Here is a 21829-nt window from a genome sequence, read left to right as displayed (position 1 = left end):
TATGTAGGGCTCGTCAAGCCAATTCAACGCTGTCACCATCCTTCTATCAAAGTAAAAGCTTGATACATCATGTCAAAATTAGTGCAATCGTTTGCAAAAAGCTATGCACAAACACTAGTCCATAAAACCCGATCGTTAGCGCAACTGATTACAACCTAAAAATACCCAATGAAAACGCTTGCTGTATTTTGATTTACATACTAATGCCGAATTTACGGTATTGTCAACCAGTATTTTCTAAAATAAAATCTCAATTTAAAGCCGCAATAAAAACGAAACTTGTTCTTCCCTTCCTTTCAGCTAAGTTCTTGCATCCTTTAAGCCATACGTTTGCATTCAGCGAATGCTCTTTTCACAAAATTCAGACCGCATTTATACATATTAAGATCAAAATTCCCGAATCATTCATACTTTTTTGGTGAAAAGCAACAATATTGCATTGAAATTTCTTGTGTTCCTTCCAAAAGTAGCAATTTCCTCCTTTTGAATGACTTTATCTATTTACAATTTAGAACTCTTAGATTAATATTACTGTGTAAAGCAAACGGTTCCATAAGGAGGTTTCAATGACAGTTACCATTAAGGATGTGGCCAAGAAAGCGGGAGTATCTCCCTCCACGGTATCCCGGGTATTGTCCAACCATCCCAGAATCAGCCTGGAAACTTCCCGCAAAGTTAAAGCTATTATGGAGGATATGGGCTATACCCCTAACATGATGGCTAAGAGCTTGGTGTCGAAAACTACTAACAGCATCTGCTTCAGTCTTCCTAAACCTGCTGAAGAGCTGTTCTCTAATCTATTTTTTATGGAATTAATTCGCGGGATCGTTACACAAGCCAGCCGTTCCGGTTATGATGTGCTGATAAGCTCCGGAGCGAACGAGAAAGAAGAACTGGAAGCCGTTTCACGACTTCTGAAGGGTCGCCGTGTTGACGGCGTTATTCTGCTTTACTCTCGTACGGATGATGCCGTTATTGATTTTCTAGAGAGCAACGATTATCCATTCGTGCTTGTTGGCCGGAGTGATAAATATGAGAATATTTTATCAGTCGATAATGATAATGTGATGGCAGCATACGATGCTACGAACCACCTCATTTCCATGGGGCATAAACGTATTGGCTTCGTAAGTGGACCACCTAATCTAATCGTTTCTCGTGACCGTCTCGCCGGATATCGTAAAGCATTGCAGAATAGCGGTTTAGAAATGCGGGATGAATGGATTGTAGAGGGTGAATTTCTACAGGATAGCGGCTATAGAGCGATGTCCTTTTTCATGAATTTGCCGAATCGACCCACTGCGCTGGTAGCGGTGGATGACATGGTATCGTTCGGAATTTTGCGCGGGTTGAATGAACTGAAATACAAGGTTCCAGACGATCTCGCCATTGTAAGCTTTAACAATATTCCATTATCTGAATTATCTAGTCCTCCGATCAGCAGTATTGATATAGGAATTTATCATCTTGGCTACACCGCATCACAAGTACTTATCCAAAATATCAAGAGTCCGGATAACGGTTCAGGTCATACCAACCGATTTGTCATTCCCCATCGTCTGATCGTGAGAGAGTCATCCATGCACTCTCAGGCAAAGCATAAAACCGAATGAATAAGTGAAGCGTTTAATCGCTTCATTTATTTTTTGAAAATCTGTACAAACGTTTGCGCTAAATCATACAATACTTAATGATCCAGTTCTTTATGGGTGATTTCTAGGATCTTAGGTTAGGATAAACTTACACATCTTAATCAAAGTTTAAACGGTTTAATAAGATTCTAATACGGCATCCGCTGGATCACGACGCTGTCAAAACTTTTAGGAGGTACTACAATGTCGGAAATTAAAGCCTGCTTGTTCGACTTGGACGGAGTAATCGTCGATACAGCCAAATACCATTATATCGCTTGGAAAGAGCTTGCAGATGGACTGGGGTTTCTTTTCACAGAACAAGATAACGAACGCCTTAAGGGAGTCAGCAGAACGGCTTCACTAAATATTTTGCTGGAAATCGGTGGACTAACGATTGCTGAAGAAGAGAAAGCTAAGCTTGCGGAACAGAAAAATAATCGTTATGTCGAATATATTGCAAAAATGGACAGTTCTGAGATTCTGCCAGGTGCGCTTGATTTCCTAAAAGAGTGCCGTACGAATGGCATCAAAGTCGCTCTCGGTTCTGCCAGTAAAAACGCTATGACGATCTTGAATAATACCGGATTAACCCCTTACTTTGATGCAATCATCGATGGAACTCATACTAGTGCTGCTAAACCAGATCCGGAAGTGTTCCTGTTAGGAGCCAATGCACTGGATGCCGCACCTGAACATTGTGTAGTCTTCGAAGATGCAGAAGCGGGAATTGAGGCCGCTACCCGGGCCGGTATGTTCAGTGTTGGCATTGGTTCGCCGGAAACCCTCAGTGCCGCGAATATTGTGGTTCCATCGCTCGCTCATATGAGTGTGTCCATGCTCAAAGAATCTTTTGCATAAATATAGTGAACATAATGAACTCAAATAGTACTGATTTGAGTTGTTATGGACATTCCTACCAGAGATTAAATGAACTAATAATTAATCGTTAACTTTCTGGTGATGAAGTGACGGAGAGGAATTTTGGAACTGTAGAAGCATAGCGTTCGCCTTTATAATCAGATTTCATCCGCAAAATGTGGTTTAAATATAGAAATCTGATTATAACAGCGATCGAAAGTCCAAAGATTCATCGCAGTCACTTTTATATCACCGGAAGTTTAACAAAAGATTTGTTCATTTTATATATCCCCCTAACATATTTAAAGGAGCGGTTATCGTGAAACAATATTTAACAATTGATGAATGGTCCATTATTGAGGAATCCTTTGATCCACAGACGCAAGAAATTTCTGAAAGCGTATTTAGTCTTGGTAACGGATTTATGGGTGGCCGGGCCAATTTCGAAGAGCAATATAGCGGCAACAGCCTGCAAGGCAGCTACATGGCGGGCGTCTACTACCCTGACAAAACACGTGTTGGCTGGTGGAAAAACGGCTATCCTGAATATTTTGCCAAAGTACTTAACAGCACGAACTGGATCGGTATTAACATTGATATCGAGGGTACCCCCCTTGATCTGGCAAAGTGCACCGTTTCCGAATTCCGCCGTGTACTTAATATGAAAGAAGGAACGCTCTCCCGTAGCTTCACTGCCACTCTCGAAGATGGTAAGGAAGTTAAAGTAGAAAGTATCCGGTTCGTAAGCATGACTCGTCAAGAAATCGGCGCGATTCGCTATTCCATCATTCCTGTTAATTTCTCAGGCAAGATTACGATTACTCCTTATCTTGATGGTGATGTGAAGAACAAGGATTCCAACTATGACGAGAAATTCTGGAATGAAGTTGAGAAACAAGCGGGACCTGATCATGGACATCTCACTCTTAAGACTAAGAAACTCGACTTCCATGTCACCTCTGCTATGGCTTTTGATATCCTTGTCAATGGTGAGAAGGTAACTGCCGAAGCAGAAGCGATCGAACAAGAGAAATATGTAGCCAGCAAACTGGACGTAACCGCACAAGCGGGCAATCAAATCGTCATTTATAAATATGTAGCCAATGTTACTTCTCGGAATCACGGTCTGGGACAATTGGTCGACGCCGCCCAAACTGCTCTGCAAGCTGCTAAGGAAGCCGGATTTGTAACTCTTTTGACCGAACAAATTGAAGCTTGGAGAGAAAAATGGAAAGAAAGCGACATCATCATTGAAGGTGACGTTTCGGCTCAGCAAGCGATTCGCTTTAATATTTTCCAACTCAATCAAACCTATAATGGTGAAGATGACCGCCTGAACATTGGCCCGAAAGGCTTTACCGGTGAAAAATACGGCGGCAGCACTTACTGGGATACTGAGGCGTATTGCGTTCCCTTCTATCTCAGTACGGCGGACTCCTCCATTGCCCGCAATTTGTTGATCTACCGTTACAAGCACTTAGAGAAAGCTAAAGAAAATGCCCGTAAGCTTGGATTCAAAAAAGGTGCGCTATACCCAATGGTTACGATGAACGGTGAAGAATGCCACAACGAGTGGGAAATTACATTTGAAGAAATTCACCGGAATGGTGCCATTGCCTACGCTATTTACAACTATGTGAACTACACCGGAGACAAAGCTTATCTGGGACAATATGGCCTTGAGGTTCTCGTGGAAATCTCCCGCTTCTGGGAAGAACGTGTTCACTATGCATCACGCAAAGACAAATACGTAATGCTCGGCGTAACGGGCCCGAATGAATATGAGAATAACGTTAATAATAACTGGTATACGAACCGTATGGCTTCGTGGACTATGGAATATACCATGGAAGCACTGGCATACTTGCAAGAAAATGAGCCTACTCGTTATGCTGAGCTAGTCGACAAACTAGGGCTGCAAGAGAGCGAAACTACAAAATGGAAAGACATCATTGCTAAGATGTATTATCCTGCGGATGAAGAGCTGGGTATCTTCTTACAACAAGATGGCTTCCTGGACAAAGAGATCATTCAAGTCAAAGATCTGGAACGTGAGCATCTGCCACTCAACCAAAAATGGTCATGGGACCGTATCCTGCGTTCTTGCTTCATTAAACAAGCAGACGTTCTGCAGGGATTATATTTCCTGGGTGACCGTTACGATCTCGATACCAAAAAACGTAACTTCGACTTTTATGAACCGATCACTGTTCATGAGTCCTCCCTTTCCCCTTGTATCCACTCCATTCTAGCCAGTGAGCTGGGATATAAGGATAAGGCCTATGAAATGTACTTGCGTACTTCAAGACTGGATCTTGATAACTATAACAATGATACAGAAGACGGCTTGCACAGCACTAGCATGGCTGGTACTTGGATGTCAATCGTACATGGTTTCGGCGGACTCCGCGTGCATGACGGCAGACTGACACTGAGCCCATCTAACCCAGGTCACTGGACCGCTTACTCTTTTAAAATCATGTTCCGCGGCTCCCGTCTGAAAGTAAGTGTTACGGATGCACAAGTTACTGTTACGAATGAAACTGATATCCCTGCTTCTATTACTATCTACGACAAAGAATATACCGTAAACGGACTAAGCAGCATCACTGCTGATAGCAATTCCGTTACAGTATAAAACTTACACCCAAGAGACCCTTGAAGCTTAATGCTTTTGGGGTCTCTTTATTTTTTAGGAAGATAACTTATATAAGGAGTGATTTTGAATGAACAGAACCTTTTGGAAAGAAGCCGTTGTCTACCAAATCTATCCCCGCAGCTTTCAAGATAGCAATGGTGACGGGATTGGAGATCTGCAAGGAATCATTTCACGTCTGGATTATTTGCAAAAGCTAGGTGTCGACGTAGTTTGGCTGTCACCTGTATATAAATCACCAAATGACGATAACGGTTATGACATCAGCGATTATCAAGATATTATGGATGAGTTCGGCACATTGCAGGATTGGGAAGAATTACTGACTGGATTGCACGCCCGTGGCCTAAAACTGATGATGGACCTTGTAATCAATCATTCCTCAGATGAGCATCCCTGGTTCGTAGAATCCCGTTCTTCAAAAGATAATCCATATCGCGATTACTACATTTGGCGTCCGGGTGGACCAGATGGTGAGCGCCCCAACAATTGGAGTTCTGTATTCAGCGGCCCGGCTTGGGAACTGGATGAAACCACTGGTGAATACTATCTGCATCTGTTTTCGCGCAAGCAACCGGATCTCAACTGGGAGAATCCGCAGCTGCGTGAGGAGTTATACAAGATGATCACCTTCTGGCTCGACAAGGGTGTGGATGGTCTACGAATGGATGTAATCAATATGATTTCCAAAGTGGAAGGTCTCCCTTCCTCTCATAGAGACGGCCTTGCTCCCGGGGAACTTGCTTGGGGTGGCGAATATTATATGAATGGACCACGTGTTCATGAGTTTTTACATGAAATGAATGACAAAGTGTTATCCAACTATAACATTATGACTGTCGGCGAAACTCCTGGCGCTACAGTTGAAGATGCCATCCTTTACACGGACGAGGAACGCAAAGAGCTGCAAATGGTATTCCAGTTCGAGCATATGGATGTGGACTCGGGTCCTGACGGCAAATGGGACGTAGCCCCGTGGACGTTGTCGAAGCTGCGCGATATTCTTCATAAATGGCAAGTGGGTCTGGCGGATAAGGGTTGGAATAGTCTTTATCTTAACAATCATGACCAGCCACGTATGGTCTCAAGATTCGGGGATGACGGTAAGTATCGTGTGATCTCTGCCAAAATGCTCGCTACCTTACTGCACACGCTGAAAGGGACACCCTATATTTATCAAGGCGAAGAAATCGGGATGACTAATGTAAAGTTCACAGCCATTGAACATTATAAAGACATTGAAATCCTCAATATGTATCGCGAAAAGGTTACCGAAGGCGGCGCTGATCCTAACAGCGTGCTAAACGCTATTCATATCAAAGGCCGTGATAATGCGCGCACTCCGATGCAATGGGATGATTCTGCGAATGCCGGCTTTACTGAAGGGGAGCCGTGGCTCAAAGTTAATCCGAACTACAAGGAAATTAACGTGGAGCAGGCCCTGGCGGATTCGGATTCCATCTTCTATTATTACCAAAGGCTGCTTGCTTTGCGCAAAAAAAATCCGATCATGGCTTATGGCGAATACAAGCTACTTTTGCCAGAGCATGAGGATATTTATGCCTATACGCGTACTCTGGATGACGAGAAGTGGCTGGTGCTGCTCAATTTCAATGAGGTTCCACAGACTGTTGATCTTTCCGCAGAGCTAAGTAAGGCTACGGAACTTATTATTGGAAATTACCCTGATGATGCACCCACACGGGAATTATTACGACCTTATGAAGCAAGAGTGTATCGATTGAAAGACTAACTTTGTCTATCTTCCTGAGTTATACTATTTAGGATGATTTTTTATGAGATTATCCTTCTGCCTGCTACCTGTCATTAGAGAGCACGGAATAACAGGATTTTGCAAATGCAGCCTGATAGTATGAACTTAAAGGGAGATGACGGACTTGGAATGGCTTATCCGCATGAAAGAAGCTTTAGATTATATGGAGAGCAAGATGGAGGAATCTGTGACCATTGAAGAAATCGCCAAGGTTGCTTACTCCTCCCCCTTTCATTTCCAGCGCATGTTCAATATGCTTACCGGAGTATCTATCAAAGACTATATCCGTAAGCGCAGATTAACTCTGGCTGCACAGGAGCTTGCTATTTCTAAAGTTAAAGTGCTGGATGTTGCACTGAAATACGGATATGACTCGCCCGAGTCGTTTGCCAAAGCATTCCGCAAGGCACATGGAATTACTCCTTCTGCTGCGCGGGAGTCAGGGGTACAGCTCAAGGCTTTCCCTAGACTCTCCTTCCATCTATCACTGAAGGGAGATAAAGAAATGGACTACAGAATTGAGAAAAGAGACGCTTTTAATGTTATCGGACTAGTAGAGGAAATGACAACGAAGGATGGGGAGAATCTGCGCCGCATCCCTCAGTTGTGGATAGAAGCTAATGAAAATGGTACGTCAGATAAGCTGATTGAGCTCGGTGAAGATAAGGATTTATTAGGCATCTGCTCTGACATGAACCATGATAAAGAAACCTTCTCCTATTGGATCGCTGTCGAAGCTACTCCAGAGACTGATGCACAGGGCTTTGCTTCTACAACAATCCCAGCTGCAAGTTGGGCTGTGTTCACCTCAGTAGGGCCGATGCCTGATGCGATCCAGCAGGTATGGGCACGCATTTTCCAGGAGTGGTTCCCTTCCACAGGCTACGAGCACACAGGCGGACCTGAGTTTGAGCTATATCTTCCAGGGAGACCAGACGCAGAGGACTATCGTTGTGAGATATGGATCCCTGTTACGAAAAAAGAATAGAACTAAAAAGACTATCGAAATCCCGATAGTCTTTTTTCTTGTGATTGCCTACTATTTCATTTTGAGAATTGGCATAGTCTTGGTATAATAAATAGATTATGTAGTTCTATAATGATTATTGATTATTGTCATCCGAATTATCGGTGAAGGAGAATTTCATGTCTACTGTAAAAATATTTTCAGACAGCACTTCCGATTTACCTCAAAACTGGAAGGATACTTATGACATCGGCATCGTTCCTCTTTATGTTGTATTTGAAGAAGGTACCTACAAAGATGGTGAAGATATTACACCCGAGGAAGTGTATCGCCGTGTAGCCGCTAGTGGAGTATTGCCGAAAACGGCAGCACCTTCGCCAGCAGATTTCATTGCTGCATTTCAACCCGTGATTAGCAGCGGACAAGATATTGTATATATCAGTCTCTCCTCCTCACTATCCTCTACATATCAGAATGCACTTTTGGCTGCCGGGGAATTTCCTGAGGGACGCGTACAGGTTATAGATTCACAAACCTTGTGCGGAGGCATTGCCCTCCTTGTTATGAAGGCTGTCAGAGCTGCTGAAAAGGGCCACTCTGCCGTAGAGATTGCAGCCATGCTGGAGCACAGCCGCAGCCTTGTGGAAACTGAATTCGTTGTGGATACGCTAGATTACTTATATATGGGTGGACGCTGTTCAGGCATGCAGAACTTCATCGGTAGTCTGCTCAAAATCCGTCCTGTTCTTAGACTGGTAGATGGAAGCATCATACCTACCAGCAAAATCCGTGGCAAAAAAGAAAAAGCTGTGGAACAAATGCTCCAGAACGCTTTGGTTCATGTCGATCGAATGGATAATGAGTTGCTCATCGTGGTCCATACCTTGGCGGAAGAAGATGCGCTCTATCTGGAGGCAGCACTACGAGAGAAAACTCAAGTTAATGAAATAGCAATCCTCCATGCGGGTTGTGTAATTGGCAGCCATTGTGGGCCGCATACTGTAGGTCTCATGTATATGCTTCAGGACTAATAACACACAAATCTCCGGCCATTGCTTCTTAAGCAAATGGACCGGAGATTTGTGTGTAACCCCCCTAGTTTGAAGTTACTTCCAGCTCTATATCTTCTGCTCTGCAAGGCAACATAAAACGAAACGTAGAACCGTGATTCTCTTCACTTTCTACAAAGATCGTCCCACCCATCAGCTCCACAAGCTGCTTGCAAATCGCCAGTCCTAAGCCTGTGCCTCCATATTTACGGTTTATGGACGGATGCAGCTGTGAGAAAGATTGAAACAATAGATTGAGTTTGTTACCGGCAATTCCTACACCTGTATCCCGCACTGAAAATTCCAACAAAAATTCTTGTTCATCAGATAGTGGAATGTTCTTCACCGATAGGGTCACGCTCCCACGTTCCGTGAATTTCAGCGCATTGCCTACCAGATTCACGACAATCTGCCGCAAGCGGATCGGATCAGCAATGATTATGGTTGGAACGCTAGTATCCATCCACCAACGTAATGCCAGCTTCTTCTCTTCCGCTTTCGGTGCAAATAAATCAATGACGTCTGAGATCATCTCGCGGAGATCAAACTTCTCGGATTGCAGTGACATTTTACCTGCTTCCATTTTGCTGAAATCAAGAATGTCATTCAAGATCTGTAATAACGTATAACTACTGCTGCGTAAAATCTCGGCATAACCTCGCTGCTCTTCTCCAAGTTCAGTATCCAACAATAGATCAGCCATTCCGATCATCCCGTTCATCGGCGTCCGAATTTCATGGCTCATCATCATTAAGAAATCAGATTTGGCTTGCGCTGCCTGCTCTGCTGATTCTTTCGCACGAATGATTTCTCGCTCATTCGTAATATCACTGAAGGCAATAACCGCACCTGCGATCAGCCCTTCATCAATAAGAGGTGCTACCCGATAATTAACAAAAAAACTGGTGCCATCCTTACGCCAGAAGATCTCATCATCTTTCTTGCGGATGATTCCATCCTCTATCGTAAGACTAATCTGGCAATCAGGTGTCGAATAACGCGAACCATCACCTTGGATATGATGGATATAATCCATAAGCTTCAGACCCATCAATTCTGTTGGTTGGTAGCCTAACATATCCGCTGCCTCACGGTTAATAAATAGAGCACGCCCCGTTGTATCCAGCACAAAGATTCCCGCGGAGACGGAATTCAGAATGAGGCTCGATTGTTGATCCTTCACAGCTACTATTGAGCTATCTTTGGAGCTTATCTCCACTTCGCCCGTGATAGGTAATTCAGTATCTAAGGTGTCCGCTAATTCATCTAGCCAGTCTTGTAACAATTCCGCATGTAAAAGAGCGCTTCCGTTAGCCACTTGGGTAATCGCGAATACCCCGGCGATCCCTTCTTCCGTTCTGATGGGTAAAAGTTTAACGCCTACGCAATCCGAGCCTTTTTTGGGATTCTCTAAATCTTGTAGCTCAAAGCTTGAGGAGTTCCCCTGCAGAGCAGCCTCAAAACTAGCAATATTGCCAAGATTTTTTCTCTTTGCTGATATCGGACTTGTATTTTGCAACTTCGCTTCTGCGCTCAAGCCTAGATGAAAAGTTCGGTTGGTTCCTACGCAGCGACCTTGTCTATCCAGAACGAATATCAAATCAGGATGTTGGTCATATAACGATTTATAAGCGCTCTCTTCCGAAAGCAACCGTCTCAGAATGGACGTCCAGTCTTTATCCACAGTTCACATCCCCTCAGGCTCTCTCATCCATTATCATTACCCCTAAACGAGCAATGTTCATCTAAAATTTAAAATATATTTCATATCTATTATATCAAAATTACGGAAATCAGTCGTAGATAAACGTCAAATCCCCCCTTTATAACCCCAATCACGATGCTTTTTCATCGTTACAAAAGGGTTATAAAAGGGGGTGAATTCCGAATCTATTAGGCTATATCTTTATGTTCAATGTTGCGAATAGCCATATAGGCAATACCTGCTCCTAGCAATCCAAGTGAGATCGACACCGCCGCTAAATTACCTAAGCGAGCTTGATCAAATCCCCCAGAAATTAAGGAGGTAACTAACACAGCTGAGACGATGGTGGCAGGGACCGATTTTTTCTTCATTCCAAAGTACAATGGGATTAGAGCAATACCCGCTGCGTAAAAAGCGTTTGCGCCTAACTTAATCAGCTCTGAAGTGATTACATGAAGGGTCAGTTCACCCGGAATAAGCCCTGCAAAGGAATTGAATCCTATTAGGATAGCGCCGACTACAATGTCTGCCACGATTATGGCAACAAATGTGAAGGCGAACACTATCAATATTTTCGCAGTCATCAGCTTTTTACGTGAGATAGGATACATGAAGAGAAGAGTAATGGTGTTGTTCTTATACTCATCAATCACCAGCTTGCTAATAATAACCGAAGCGAAAATAATATAAGCAGCCTTTACAAAAACGAACACGCCCTCAAACAACTCTGCATAAGAAGCAAACGACGGTTCGCTCTCATTTTGATCAACGAATAAAACCATAATCATAAACGCAAGAATCGCAAGATTGACGATTGCTGCACCTGTAAGAAGCGTTTTTAGCTTATTCTTCCGAATCTCCAAAGATATTAATTTAAGCAATGCCTTCACCCCCAATCAATTGCAGAAAATGATCTTCCAGCGTATGTTGTTTTTTGCTGATACTTTCAATTTCCACATCTGCTAGCACTAACGCCTTATTCAGATCACGTTGTGAGATTCCACCGTCATATATTCTAACTGTAATATGGTCCAGCACTTTGAAATTATTAAGCCCAAGCTTATGCTCCAACACATACACTGCTTTATTAATCTCATTCGTAACCACTTCGATATATTCAGTATTTTGGCCACGAATGGAATCCATCGCCACTTCTTCTACCAGAGCACCCTGCCGGATCACACCGATCGTATCAGCAATCTGCTCTATTTCCCCCAGAATATGACTAGATACAAGTAACGTCATTCCATATTCACGGCTAAGCATCCGGAACACTTCACGCATCTCCTTGATTCCCACAGGATCTAGCCCATTAATCGGCTCATCCAAAATGAGCAGCTCAGGTTTCGTCATGAAGGCTCTGGCAATACCCAGACGTTGCTTCATCCCAAGTGAAAATTGCTTCACCGGCTTTTTATCGACACCTGTGAGCTTTACCAGCTCCAGCGCTTCACCAATCGCTTGCGGATCATAATAGCCCATGTACTCTCCGTGCAAAATCAGATTTTCTTTGGCTGTCAATTTATCATAAAACACTGGATATTCAATGATGCAGCCCATCCGCTTCAGCATTTCGTAAGAATGCTCAGTCATTTTTTCATTAAAAAATTCAATTTCTCCACTCGTAGGTTTAACGAGGTTCGTGACCATTTTCATCACGGTAGTTTTGCCAGCACCATTGGGTCCAAGAAACCCGTAAATTTCACCTTGCTTAATATTCATATTCACATTGCTGACGACTTCTTTACCTTGATAGGTTTTCGTTAAATTTCTTGTCCGAAGTATTGTAGTCAATTCCGCGCTCCCCTTTGTTTTCGTCTCGTCTTCCTTAGTTCTTATTGTACACAGCAGAATTTTCTTTTTTATTACTCGTTTCTTACGAAAATCTTAAGCTGCGCACAATTCTATTCCTTAGAAGCGTAATCTGCGAAAAGTAAGGGTAAACACCGTTCTCACATACGGCTGACTAACCAGTGTAATCGTTCCATTCATTTGCTCCGTTAATCTTTTGGTGATCGTCAGACCTAGACCGCTGCCTTGATAAGCCCGATTTCTTGAATCTTCCAGCGTATACAGACGCTCAAATACTTTATCCTGGTGTACTTCACTGATGCCTTTTCCCCGGTCCCACACCTCTATGTATACTTTGTTCTCATCACTATAGAGCCTTAATCCTAATACGCTCCCAGCGTCGCCATAAGAAATTGCGTTCGACAACAGATTGGACAATATTCGATCAAGAGCCTCTTCATTTCCCATGAAGTAAACAGCCTCATCCGGAATCTCAATCTCCACCTCACTGCCCTTAGCGCTGAGGATATCATAGAAAGAAAGGATGTTGCGTCTGCATACTTCACCTGCCTCAACTCGTGAAAGCGCAATTTCCCGATCCCCTGATTCCAGCTTGGACAAATCAAAAAACTTGTTCATCAGCTGGATCACTTCATTGGCTTTTTGATGAATCATCTTCATCATTCGTTCCCGTTCCCCGGCCGGCAAATGCTCATCCTGTTGAATGGTCTCAATATAACCAAGCACAACCGTTAGCGGAGTCTTAAGATCATGAGAAATATTAGACAGCATATTACGCATGGATTTCTCCAGCCTTACGCGCTCAATGCTTCCTTTATGATTGATATCCAGCAGCCGGTTCAGGTCAATCAGCACGCTCTGCAGCTCCAAATTACCGCTGAACAGCAGCAATCTTTCATGTGAGCCTTCCTCCATAATGCTGCTTAACTTATCATGCATATATCGCAAATCATTAGAAGCTTTACGCGAATTCTGATATTGCCACACAATGACGGCGAGTAAGAGCACAATGACAACACCTAGCACCGCAATCATTATAGCTGTTCTCCCAGCTTATACCCGATGCCCCATAACGTCTTAATGTATTCGGGATGGGAGGGATCGTCTTCTATTTTTTCACGCAATCTTCTCATATGTACATTAATGACGTTCTCATCCCCGAAATAATCATCCTCCCATACGCTCGCATAAATCTGCGCTTTGGTAAATACTCGGCCCGGATGCGTCACAAACAGCTTAAGAATATGAAATTCCTTCGACGTTAGCTTTACTTCTTCCCCGTTCTTCAACGCAGAGAAGTTATCTAAATCTACAGTCAATCGGCCAATGGAGATCATTTGCTTCACCGGAGCTTGATCTTCCACTTGGATACTGGGAGATGCATAACCTGCACGACGGATCGCTGCCTTCACCCTAGCCGCTAGCTCAATCATAGAAAAGGGCTTCGTAATATAATCATCCGCCCCAAAGCCTAACCCAAGCGCTTTATCTACATCACTGTCTTTAGCGGACATGATCAACACTGGAACCAGACTCCCCGCACGAATAGTCTGAAGAATGTCAGTCCCGCTACGCTTCGGCAGCATAAGGTCTAACAGTACAAGATCAAATGGACCACCGGTCCGAAATGTTCTCTCCGCTACTTCACCGTCAAATACAGCTTCAATCTCATAACCTTCTTTTACCAAATAAGACCTGACCATTTCACTGATTGCTTCGTCGTCCTCAATCAGCAGCACACGCTGTGGCATGTCCAAACCTCCCCGTAGTCGAAAACCTCTTCGTTAAATTATACCAATTTCCCGGAGCTCTTACTATTTCGGTTTTTATTTCAGCTTTTATTTCAGTTTCATTAAAGGTAGCCCAGGTATTATGGCCTTAACAACTTACAAAATGAGGTGATGCTTCAATGTTGAACAAGAGAAGTAAGCAAGCCTGGAGCTTCAAACGAAAGCTGCTGATCGTGATGATCATTGTCCTCCTGCTTCTCGGCACAGTGATATATAGTCTGGCAGATCGTTACTTAATCGAACATGTCGAAGTCGTGGTTGCAGATGATGCAGCTACAACTAGCAGCTCAGGAGCTACAGCCGTTACAGCTGCCGAAGTTAACGCAACCTCTGACGACTGGAATTACTCCAGCGATGATATTCAGATCCAGATCGACCAAGTGCAGACCGGTTCCGGATCAGACCAGATCACTTATTTTGTCGCTGATATCGTCCTCAAGGAAGCGAGCAGTCTGCGCACTGCTTTTGCCGACAACAGCTTTGGAACAAACATCACTGAGGATACCTCGGACATTGCTTCCGCGAACCATGCGATTTTTGCCATCAATGGTGATTACTATGGCTTCCGCAATGACGGAGTGATAATCCGTAACGGCACGGTGTATCGTGATGATCCTGTGCGGGATGCAATGGCGCTGTTCGATGATGGGACAATGCAAACCTATAACGAGGAAGAGATTTCTTCCTCTGAACTGCTGGCGCAAGGGGCCACCGATACCCTTTCCTTTGGTCCGATTCTGATTCAGGACGGGGAGATTGCCAGTGATTTCAGCAATGTCAAAATCGATACCAACTTCGGCAACCATTCCATCCAGAACGCGAATCCCCGCACCGCAGTTGGTATGATCGCACCAAACCATTATGTGTTTGTCGTAGTTGACGGGCGCAATGAAGGGTACAGCCGTGGGATGACCCTTACTGAGCTAGCTGATGTAATGTCCGACCTTGGCGCCACAGAAGCCTACAATCTGGACGGCGGTGGTTCATCCACTATGTACTTCATGGGACGGGTCGTAAATAATCCGCAGGGCAAAAACAAGGAGCGGGGCGTCAGCGACATTCTTTATATCAAGGAGGATGCAACATCATGACTATACTGATCCCAGCCTATGAGCCCGATGAACGACTGCTCGATTTGATTTTACAGCTGCATAATTTCCAGCTTGAACCTATTGTTCTTGTGGATGACGGCAGCGGCCCGCACTACCGTGGAATCTTCGATATGGCCGAAGCATTCGGCTGCACTGTCCTAACCCATGAAGTCAACCTCGGAAAAGGACGTGCTCTGAAGACAGGGTTCCAGTATATTCAGGAGGCCGGTCTGCCGGATTATGTAGTCTGCGCGGATAGCGACGGCCAACATCTGCCTTATGATATTAACCGGATCGTTGAATCTCTGCGGAACCAGACTACTCCGGGAATCGTACTCGGCAGCCGCCGGTTCACCGGAACCATTCCTCTGCGCAGCCGCTTCGGCAACTCTGTAACCCGGACGGTCTTTTCCTTAACTACAGGTACTAAGATTTATGATACACAAACTGGGCTGCGCGGCTACCCCCTATCAATGCTTGATTGGCTATGCCAGATTCCCGGCGAACGGTTTGAATATGAAATGAACATGCTGCTGACTGCCCATAAAGAGGGATACACCATTACGGAAGAGTACATCGATACCGTCTATCTGGACGATAATAAATCATCCCATTTCCGGCCTCTGATGGACTCCTTCCGGATTTATCTGCCGATACTGATGTTCAGCACTTCTTCGCTGCTGTCAGCCCTGCTCGACTTCACACTCTTATTCCTGTTTCAGAGGCTCAGCCATAACCTATTCCTGTCCGTCGCGGCCGCGAGATTGTGCAGCTCTGTCTTTAACTATTCTATGAACCGAAAATACGTCTTCACAGGCGGCAAACGCTCCAAGATTCAGGCTTCGCTTCCCAAATATTTTGCGCTGGTGATCCTCGTATTGTTGTTCAACTATGGGCTACTCTATTTCTATAATGAAAAGCTGATTATTCCGCTTGTCGCCGCCAAGCTACTGACCGAGGCTTCAATCTTCCTTTTCAGCTATTGGGCGCAACGGCGGTTTGTCTATTGAGGGTTTGGGTACTCTGGGGAAGGTTAAGTTCTCTCGACTGCTTATGCTTGTGTGGTGAGCAATTGGGAATTTGTGAAGCAATAATTGGACACTTGTGGAGCACTTTTCGAACACTTATGGAGTACTAATCGGATACTTGTGGAGCTTCTATCGGGCACCTATGGAACTGCTCCTCGAACACATATGGAGCACCTATTGGGCACCTATTGGGCACCTATTGGGCACCTATCGGACACAGATGACACTAATCGCAGTATTATTCCACTTTTGGTATGCTAACGGACCCCATAGCCGCTATTGGCAAGAAAGACACCACATATGAGCCTCTTTCTGCGGGATAGCGTCTGTGGGGTCCGCAACCCTGCTCAAAAGGCTGGAAATTTGCAAATAACGTCATCTGAGTCCGAATTCACCGAGAAGGATACCGTTGATAGAATTCGCATACAAAAAAAGCTAGTGCTTCCTTCCAATAATGTATACAAAATCACATTATTTCCACTCAGAAATTCAGAACGTCATACACTCATCTTCTCTCCCATATACTTAAATGGAACAGTCCCGGACGTTGTCGCGGAACCTTTGCAGCCTTGTCAGAATAGGTTGCAGCATAAGCCCAAGCTGGAGGGAGAGAAAGATTCATACCAAGCGAAGAAATTAATGCGCTAGAGCGGGCCATTGCCGAGATTACGGAAATAGCCACTGGCTTCGGTTTAGATTTTTATCCCATGCGTTATGAAATATGCCCCGCAGATATTATTTATACATTCGGCGCTTATGGAATGCCTACACGATTTGGACACTGGAGTTTTGGAAAAACCTTTCATAAAATGAAATCCCAATACGATTTCGGACTGAGCAAAATATACGAGCTCGTTATTAACTCCAACCCTTGTTATGCCTTCCTGCTGGATGGAAATTCACTGATTCAGAATAAGCTGATCGTTGCCCATGTGCTAGCGCACTGTGATTTTTTCAAAAATAATATGCGTTTCTCCATGTCCAACCGAGATATGGTCGAGAGCATGTCAGCTACAGCAGATCGGATTTTATTATTCTGTAACTTACGGAACTGATGCTGTGGAGAGCTTCATCGATTCAGTGCTGGCTATCCAGGAGCATATAGACCCAGTCTGATCCAGCCACGCAAGCTGGGCAAAACTCACCTACTGGAAGCTAAGATGAAGGAACTCAAAGACGCCCCTCCAGGCGGCTCGAAATCATCCAATCCTTATGACGAATTATGGAATTTAGATAAAAGCAATACCGGGCCACAGGAAGCACCCTCAGGAAACCGTGCTTTCCCCCGGAGCCAGAAAAAGATATGGTCTGGTTTATCCAGCAATATTCCACTGTTTTGGAGGATTGGCAGCGTGACATTATGACGATGCTCCATGACGAAATGCTCTACTTCTGGCCACAGATGGAGACAAAAATCATGAACGAAGGCTGGGCTTCGGTCAGCTAAGGTGCTTACGCAAAAAGGCTCTCTACAAACGATGAAGCATCGTTTATGGAGAGCTTTTTTATTTCAGATTCATCCCCTTCGTGGATTGTGTCCGATTGGCCGCTTCTCTTTTTCCAAAACTATTTCAATCAATGCTAGCTGAGTGTTGGATTTGCAACAATTCAATAAAATTGATGGTTTGTTTAGTAGATTAATCGTTTTATACTAACTTTAACAACAATTGTTGTAAACATAAAAGAATAGAGGAGATTATTATCACTATGGTATTATTTATTACAGCAAATCCAAATGACGAAAATCGTTCGTTTAGTATGGCAGCAGGAAAGGCATTTATTGAAACATATAAAGAGACCAACCCAACGGATGAAATCGTGACCTTGGATTTATTCAAAGAAGATATTCCAAATTTAGATGCAGATGTTATGAGTGGTTGGGGGAAACTTCGTGCAGGACAGCATATTGACGCTCTTTCAACTGAGGAATTAGCGAAAGTTAGTCGCCTAAACGAAATTCTCGATCAATTTATTGCAACGGATAAAATGATATTCGTAACGCCGATGTGGAACTTCTCATTCCCATCCGTTGTGAAAACATACATCGATGCCGTAGCTGTACCTGGTAAGACGTTTAGATATACGGAGACTGGTGCTGTTGGCTTACTTCATAATAAGAAAGTGCTTCATATTCAAGCTCGCGGTGATTTTTATTCAGAAGGTCATTTAGCAGATGAAGAGCTAGGCGATCGATATTTAAAACATATTATGAACTTCATGGGTATTACTGAATATGAAGGTTTATTTATTGAAGGTCAAGCTAAAATGCCAAATAATGCCGAGAAAATTAAAGCAGCAGGCATCTTGCGTGCCAAGCAATTAGCACAAAGCTTCTAATCGTTTATTATCTTTATACTGCACTTCGTAGTCCATACAAAAAATGGACCATGAAGTGTTTTTTTCGAAAATTTTTTCTGTTATAATGGGGTCACCCATTAATCCAACAAGTGTCAAAAAGTATTAGTATTTTAAGAAGGAAGGTACAAATGAAAAAACAAGATCCGCGGATTCAACGAACAAGAGAAAATATCATGAATGGTTTTATGAGACTGATTAAACAAAAAGATTTTAGTGATATTACCATTAGTGATATTACACAAGAAGCAGAGATTAACCGTTCAACATTTTACTATCATTTTGTGGATAAATACGATTTAATCGATGTGATTCAAAGAGAAGTTCTTACGAAAGAAATTTTTAATGAAGTAGCCTTACAAGAAGTCATCAATGAACAAACAATTATTATGTCCCTCCAAGCTATTATGAGTTCTCAAATAAATTTATCCTTACAATGTCAACATGCTCTTGAAGAATTCAAATCGAAAATGGACTATGAAATTAAACAACGATTGACGGAAACACTTCAAACTTTATTAGATAAAGAGCATGGTGTGAAGGAAGAACATTATTTACTGGCTACATTTTGGAGTTGGGGCATCTACGGGGTTGCAATGGCTTGTGTAGAGGGGAAAGAAACTTTGCATACGGCGGTAAACCGTTTGACAAATATCATTTTAGGCTAGTATAGAAACCATTCTATAAATTCTCCACCCCATAGTTTCTTCTTTACTTCAAGACGCCTTGAAAATCTCTCTCGCTGTTATACTTTTCGTTTGTATTATCTTTGTTGGAGAAGAAGCGAATGACTTCAGTCATTTTCAACAATGAAGGTGTCCTGTCTCAACTTCAACAAGCTCAGAAGGATCGCAAGGATGGAATTTCCACATACAGTGACAGCGAGGAAGAATTCGCCAAATTTCTGAATGAGGAATCATCTATTTATAAATACGTTTGGGTGGTGGCTACGATAGTTCCCCCGTCATATTGCCTCCCCTCCTCCCATATACATAGTATGAATAGCATTTTTCGATACAGGTATCCGCATTTCATATAGGTTCTGCCCCATACAGGCGGTGCCCAGAGTAGGAAGGAGAGAAAGATTCATGCCAAGCGAAGAAATTAATGCGCTAGAGCGGGCCATTGCCGAGATTACGGAAATAGCCACTGGCTTCGGTTTAGATTTTTATCCCATGCGTTATGAAATATGCCCCGCAGATATTATTTATACATTCGGCGCTTATGGAATGCCTACACGATTTGGACACTGGAGTTTTGGAAAAACCTTTCATAAAATGAAATCCCAATACGATTTCGGACTGAGCAAAATATACGAGCTCGTTATTAACTCCAACCCTTGTTATGCCTTCCTGCTGGATGGAAATTCACTGATTCAGAATAAGCTGATCGTTGCCCATGTGCTAGCGCACTGTGATTTTTTCAAAAATAATATGCGTTTCTCCATGTCCAACCGAGATATGGTCGAGAGCATGTCAGCTACAGCAGATCGGATTGCTTATTATTCTGTAACTTACGGAACTGATGCTGTGGAGAGCTTCATCGATTCAGTGCTGGCTATCCAGGAGCATATAGACCCCAGTCTGATCCAGCCACGCAAGCTGGGCAAAACTCACCTACTGGAAGCTAAGATGAAGGAGCTCAAAGACGCCCCTCCAGGCGGCTCGAAATCATCCAATCCTTATGACGAATTATGGAATTTAGATAAAAGCAATACCGGGCCACAGGAAGCACCCTCTGGAAACCGTGCTTTCCCCCGGAGCCAGAAAAAGATATGGTCTGGTTTATCCAGCAATATTCCACTGTTTTGGAGGATTGGCAGCGTGACATTATGACGATGCTCCATGACGAAATGCTCTACTTCTGGCCGCAGATGGAGACGAAGATCATGAACGAAGGCTGGGCTTCCTACTGGCATCAGCGCATCGTTCGCGAACTAGATCTGACCGAAGAGGAAACTGTGGAATACGCAAAATTGAATTCATCCGTCGTGCAGCCCTCACGGCAAAGCCTGAATCCTTACTATCTGGGGCTGAAAATCTTTGAAGACATCGAACGCCGCTGGGACCGTGAGAAAATCTTTGAAGTACGTGAGTTGGAATCCGATACCTCCTTTATCCGCAGCTATCTGTCGAAGGAATTGGTGAACGACCTCGATCTTTATGTTTTTGAGAAAAAAGGCCCCGAATGGAAAATCACCGATAAAGCATGGGAAAATGTACGAGATCAACTGGTGCTCGCCCGGGTCAATGGCGGGTCTCCTTACTTGGTCATTGAGGACGCAGACTTCGAGAAGAATGGTGAATTATTTATAACTCATCGCTATGAAAGTATCGAGCTGGATCTGAAGTATCTGGAGCGCACACTCCCTCACATCTACTCTTTATGGGGGCGGACGGTTCATCTACAGACGGTTGTGGAAGACAAAAAGGCGCGTTTTTCATACGATGGCAAAAAGGTGCAGCGGAAGTTTATTTAAACTAAAAAAAGCGGCAGACCTAAACGGGTATTAACACCCTGGTCTGCCGTTTTTTGCTATGACTAAAATGAGGATTCAGATACTTTTAACGACTTCGAGAAATATTTTGGAGCCTCAACAAATCCTTGTCGAGCATAAAATCTATGCGCATCAGTTCTTCTGGAATGACAATGAACCTGAATTTTATCACAGTATCTTTTTCTAGCTAAATCAGCGCAATACTCCTCAAGCTTTCGTCCAATTCCTTTGCTCCTAATGGCATTACTCACCACAAGATAACTTATAATTGCAGTCTCTCCTACCAGACCTAATTGGGATATGTAATGCATGGAAATACAAGCTACCACTTTATCATCTTCCTCAAAAACCAATAATTCCTCGTCCGGATGTAGGATTAGCTTTTCTATTTTTTCTTGCATGAACACTTCTGTATCTGGATATCCCAACTGTTCTAATAATTCCGCTATGTCTTTCCAGTCATCAGCTCTCGCTTCTCTAATCATCTGCCCCACTCCCCGTTATTTTCGAATTACCTTTCTAATTGACTCTATTACACTACGGAAGAACATACTCGTCAAACATAAACTGATTAGATAAAAAAACACCCCAAAAGTATCATTGGTTTCCATAT

General features: G+C 43.5%; 16 protein-coding genes and 2 pseudogenes. 12 read left to right on the top strand and 6 right to left on the bottom strand.

Features of this window, described 5'->3' with window-relative positions; translation table 11 throughout:
• The first annotated feature begins 566 nt into the window (after positions 1-566).
• The 6 genes from MHH50_RS08755 to MHH50_RS08730 all read left to right on the top strand — a co-directional run bounded on the left by MHH50_RS08755 (position 567) and on the right by MHH50_RS08730 (position 8920).
• The gene (locus MHH50_RS08755) at positions 567-1613 is read left to right on the top strand and encodes a LacI family DNA-binding transcriptional regulator (protein ID WP_076195090.1); all 1047 of its coding nucleotides are present in this window, start codon (positions 567-569) and stop codon (positions 1611-1613) included.
• A 222-nt stretch (positions 1614-1835) separates the two neighbouring features.
• A complete protein-coding gene (pgmB, locus tag MHH50_RS08750; protein WP_340034199.1) occupies positions 1836-2492 on the top strand; it encodes a beta-phosphoglucomutase in 657 nt (218 codons plus the stop codon).
• 319 nt (positions 2493-2811) lie between these two features.
• The gene (locus MHH50_RS08745) at positions 2812-5130 is read left to right on the top strand and encodes a glycoside hydrolase family 65 protein (RefSeq protein ID WP_076126463.1); all 2319 of its coding nucleotides are present in this window, start codon (positions 2812-2814) and stop codon (positions 5128-5130) included.
• Between the two features lie 88 nt (positions 5131-5218).
• On the top strand, positions 5219-6901 hold the full coding sequence (locus MHH50_RS08740; RefSeq protein WP_340034198.1) for an alpha-glucosidase: 1683 nt from the start codon (positions 5219-5221) through the stop codon (positions 6899-6901).
• 145 nt (positions 6902-7046) lie between these two features.
• On the top strand, positions 7047-7910 hold the full coding sequence (locus tag MHH50_RS08735) for an AraC family transcriptional regulator (RefSeq protein ID WP_175618914.1): 864 nt from the start codon (positions 7047-7049) through the stop codon (positions 7908-7910).
• 158 nt (positions 7911-8068) lie between these two features.
• Positions 8069-8920 carry a DegV family protein gene (locus MHH50_RS08730; RefSeq protein ID WP_076126458.1) on the top strand — a complete coding sequence of 284 codons (852 nt, stop codon included), beginning with the start codon at positions 8069-8071 and terminating at the stop codon, positions 8918-8920.
• A gap of 64 nt (positions 8921-8984) precedes the next feature.
• Here the strand turns inward: MHH50_RS08730 and MHH50_RS08725 are convergent, their stop codons facing one another.
• The 5 genes from MHH50_RS08725 to MHH50_RS08705 form a co-directional block, all read right to left on the bottom strand.
• On the bottom strand, positions 8985-10622 hold the full coding sequence (locus tag MHH50_RS08725; protein ID WP_076281056.1) for an ATP-binding protein: 1638 nt from the start codon (positions 10620-10622) through the stop codon (positions 8985-8987).
• A gap of 209 nt (positions 10623-10831) precedes the next feature.
• Entirely contained in the window at positions 10832-11533 is a 702-nt protein-coding gene (locus tag MHH50_RS08720; RefSeq protein WP_232061220.1) for an ABC transporter permease, read from the bottom strand.
• Positions 11517-12437 (bottom strand): ABC transporter ATP-binding protein, encoded by a 921-nt coding sequence (locus MHH50_RS08715; RefSeq protein ID WP_076126453.1) that lies wholly within the window; start codon positions 12435-12437, stop codon positions 11517-11519. Before MHH50_RS08715 ends, MHH50_RS08720 begins: the two co-directional genes overlap by 17 nt.
• A gap of 117 nt (positions 12438-12554) precedes the next feature.
• A complete protein-coding gene (locus MHH50_RS08710; protein ID WP_076277543.1) occupies positions 12555-13490 on the bottom strand; it encodes a sensor histidine kinase in 936 nt (311 codons plus the stop codon).
• Entirely contained in the window at positions 13490-14206 is a 717-nt protein-coding gene (locus MHH50_RS08705) for a response regulator transcription factor (protein WP_036684414.1), read from the bottom strand. Before MHH50_RS08705 ends, MHH50_RS08710 begins: the two co-directional genes overlap by 1 nt.
• Before the next feature lie 158 nt (positions 14207-14364).
• Between MHH50_RS08705 and MHH50_RS08700 the strand changes: the two genes are divergently transcribed.
• From MHH50_RS08700 to MHH50_RS08675, 6 genes and pseudogenes are all read left to right on the top strand, one after another.
• Positions 14365-15336, top strand: coding sequence for a phosphodiester glycosidase family protein (locus MHH50_RS08700; RefSeq protein WP_076195078.1), 972 nt, complete (start codon positions 14365-14367; stop codon positions 15334-15336).
• On the top strand, positions 15333-16346 hold the full coding sequence (locus MHH50_RS08695; protein WP_076195076.1) for a bifunctional glycosyltransferase family 2/GtrA family protein: 1014 nt from the start codon (positions 15333-15335) through the stop codon (positions 16344-16346). The genes MHH50_RS08700 and MHH50_RS08695 overlap by 4 nt, the downstream gene beginning before the upstream one ends.
• A gap of 638 nt (positions 16347-16984) precedes the next feature.
• Positions 16985-17802, top strand: a pseudogene (locus MHH50_RS08690) (SpoVR family protein); the annotation flags it as partial.
• 263 nt (positions 17803-18065) lie between these two features.
• On the top strand, positions 18066-18701 hold the full coding sequence (locus MHH50_RS08685) for an FMN-dependent NADH-azoreductase (RefSeq protein ID WP_340034595.1): 636 nt from the start codon (positions 18066-18068) through the stop codon (positions 18699-18701).
• A 149-nt stretch (positions 18702-18850) separates the two neighbouring features.
• Positions 18851-19387, top strand: coding sequence for a TetR/AcrR family transcriptional regulator (locus tag MHH50_RS08680; protein ID WP_340034197.1), 537 nt, complete (start codon positions 18851-18853; stop codon positions 19385-19387).
• Between the two features lie 420 nt (positions 19388-19807).
• Positions 19808-21198, top strand: a pseudogene (locus MHH50_RS08675) (SpoVR family protein).
• Between the two features lie 62 nt (positions 21199-21260).
• On the opposite strand, the gene MHH50_RS08670 reads toward MHH50_RS08675, so the two are convergent.
• Positions 21261-21701, bottom strand: a complete 441-nt coding sequence (locus MHH50_RS08670) for a GNAT family N-acetyltransferase (RefSeq protein ID WP_340034196.1) — start codon at positions 21699-21701, stop codon at positions 21261-21263.
• Between the last annotated feature and the right edge of the window lie 128 nt (positions 21702-21829).

Source organism: Paenibacillus sp. FSL H3-0302 (assembly GCF_037982245.1).
In the GTDB taxonomy this organism is placed as follows: Bacteria; Bacillota; Bacilli; order Paenibacillales; family Paenibacillaceae; genus Paenibacillus_AQ; species Paenibacillus_AQ odorifer.
The sequence above is the reverse complement of the archived record's forward strand: the minus strand, read 5'-3'. Positions and strand labels throughout refer to the sequence as shown.